At 42.1% G+C, this 2,699-nt stretch carries 2 protein-coding genes; both read left to right on the top strand.

All coding sequences use genetic code 11. The features are described 5' to 3' along the window. Positions 1-342 precede the first annotated feature (342 nt). Positions 343-1,341, top strand: coding sequence for a DUF262 domain-containing protein (locus ACMHXE_RS16200; protein WP_101057799.1), 999 nt, complete (start codon positions 343-345; stop codon positions 1,339-1,341). A 147-nt stretch (positions 1,342-1,488) separates the two neighbouring features. Beyond that, a complete protein-coding gene (locus ACMHXE_RS16195; RefSeq protein ID WP_117199825.1) occupies positions 1,489-2,694 on the top strand; it encodes an IS256 family transposase in 1,206 nt (401 codons plus the stop codon). The last annotated feature ends 5 nt before the right edge of the window (positions 2,695-2,699 follow it).

The following is a 2,699-nucleotide window of genomic DNA, read 5'->3' as shown; positions in this document are numbered from 1 at the left end:
GGGCCGGTAGGCACCTTGCAAGAGCTCAGCTGCTACTGCGAACACTTGGAGAAGCGACGACGGCATTTTGCAACCAGTTGCCAGTACTTTCAAACAGCTTGAACCCCACTCTATCTCAACCGCAGTCATTGAAATCCCCTAAACCATGGGTAGGGCTAGCACGGCTCAAATCTCGCATTTTTGCGTGAAATCGGTTCGATTTTATCAAACCTCTGCAACTCACGGCTATCTTTCGGCCTCCGGGGGCTCAGATCATCTAGCGGTGCTTGAACGCAGACTGAAAGAAGATTAGGTTATTGTTTTATAATGGGTGGCTTGATTTTTTAATTAAGGAGTCAGTAAATGGCTAATCAAATAAAACCGTCGGTTACTACGCCAAAAATCGCTGACTTATATCAAGATATTGAATCTGGTAAGTTGGTTCTACGCCCAGATTTTCAACGAAAGTTTGTTTGGACACAAGAGCACCAAGAGGAATTTATTGAAACCATACTTGGCGGCTTTCCTTTTCCAGAAATTTATGTTTGTGAAGGTTCACTTGACACAAAAAAATTAAAAACCACCCAGCATGTTATTGATGGGCAGCAGCGGTTAACGACGATAAAGAACTACATCGAAAATAATTTTGATAAGCCACTTAAAAAAATACAGCCCTTTGATTCTTTGAACGAAGATAAGAGAATTGACTTTCTAGGGTACAATGTCGTTTTCAGAGATATAGGCAAGGTTAAAGAAGAGGTTATAAGAGAGATATTTAGAAGAATTAATCTAACAAAGTTTAAACTTGAAGATGTGGAAATACACAATGCAGTTTATGATGGAGAATTTATAAAAACTGCCAAAGAGATTTTAGAAAGTGTTTCACTAGAGAAATATGGTGTATTCCATGAGTCTGAATTTACTAGAATGGCAGATTTGCATTTTTTACTTCTAGTTATGTCGACTGTGGAGATTGGTGGATATTTCAATAGAGATACCGAAATTGAAAAGACAATTTCAAAGTTCAATGATGAATTCAAAAACTCTTCTCATCTAAGGTCAAACTTACTAAAAACATTTGCCATTATTGAGGATTTGGACCTTCCTCTAGATTCAGTCTGGTTCCGCAAGTCTTGCTTTTTTACTTTTGTTTCAGAGATTTGTTTCAACCTAGGAGCTTTGCCAGATAATTTCAGAGATAAGCTCATTCAGTTCGATAAAGATGTATTCGAAAAGAAAGACGAAAAAGGTTCTGACTACAGCATTTTTTACTCGTATATGTATTCAGGAACTACAGGACGAAAAGCTAGGGTAGAACGCGCTAGAATATTTTCTAAATACATTTTAGGTAGAGATAAATAAAAAATGGACACCCAGCATTAATGGTACGGTAGTTAGCCCCCGACTATGCTTTGTTTAAGCATTTAACAAGGAGGTTATTATGCCGCGCCCTGGTAGTGTTCATAAATCTGTGTCATTTGAGTAATATACACCCAAAAGGATATTCAAATGACCAAACCTACATTCGACATGGAAGCCGCCATTGAAGCTCTGCGTGCAGGTAAAGACCTGACCGGCAAAGATGGTATTCTCACCCCACTCATTAAACAGCTTACTGAAGCGGCCCTCAATGTTGAGCTCGACCAACATCTTGAAGATAAGCAGCCTGGTAATCGCAGAAATGGCAAGACCAGTAAGACACTGAAGACCGCTACCGGTAGCTTTGAGCTGCATACTCCGCGTGACCGAGATGGCACCTTCGAGCCTCAAGTTGTAAAAAAGAACCAGACATACCTGACCGATGAGATGGAGCGGAAAATCATTGCGCTATTTTCACTGGGCACAAGTTATCAGGATATTCGTGCCCATATCGCCGATATCTACGGCATTGAAGTCCCCAATGGCACCATTAGCGCCATTACTGATAAACTGCTACCTGAGCTTCAGGCTTGGCGTGAACGTGATTTAGAAGCCCTGTATCCCATCCTCTGGCTTGATGCTATTCACTATAAAATCAAAGAGAATGGCCGCTTTGTCAGCAAAGCTGTGTACACCATTCTGGCGCTCAATGTAGAAGGAAAAAAGGAGCTGTTGGGCTTGTATATCTCAGACACTGAAGGTGCACATCAGTGGCTAAGTATACTAACCGATCTTCATAGTCGCGGAATTAAAGACATCCTGATTGCCTGTGTCGATGGCCTTAAAGGCTTCCCTGAAGCCATTGAAACCATTTACCCACATACAGAGGTGCAGTCATGCATCATTCATCAAATTCGTAACTCAATGAAATACGTAGCGTCTAAAAACCAGAAGGCGTTTATGGCTGATTTAAAGTGTGTCTATAAAGCCACAACCCTCAATGCAGCTGAGATGGCGCTGGACGAGCTGGAAGCCAAATGGGGCGACAAATATCCTGTGGTCATCAAGTCCTGGCGCAACAAGTGGGCGCTGTTATCGACCTATTTTAAGTACCCGGAATACGTGCGTAAGGCTATCTACACCACGAACGCGGTTGAGGCCGTACATCGTCAGTTTCGTAAACTGACGAAAACCAAGGGTGGTTTTGCCAACGAGAACAGTTTACTCAAACTGCTCTACGCCGGTATATTGAAGGCTCAGGAGCGGTGGTCACACCCGATTCAAAACTGGAATTTAACGCTATCTCAGCTGTCCATCCATTTTGAAGGACGACTGGATGCTCACATCGATCTGTGATTTTT

This window comes from Shewanella sp. BJSY2023SW007 (assembly GCF_047314525.1).
In the GTDB taxonomy this organism is placed as follows: Bacteria; Pseudomonadota; Gammaproteobacteria; order Enterobacterales; family Shewanellaceae; genus Shewanella; species Shewanella chilikensis.
This window is presented reverse-complemented; position numbering and strand designations above follow the sequence as displayed.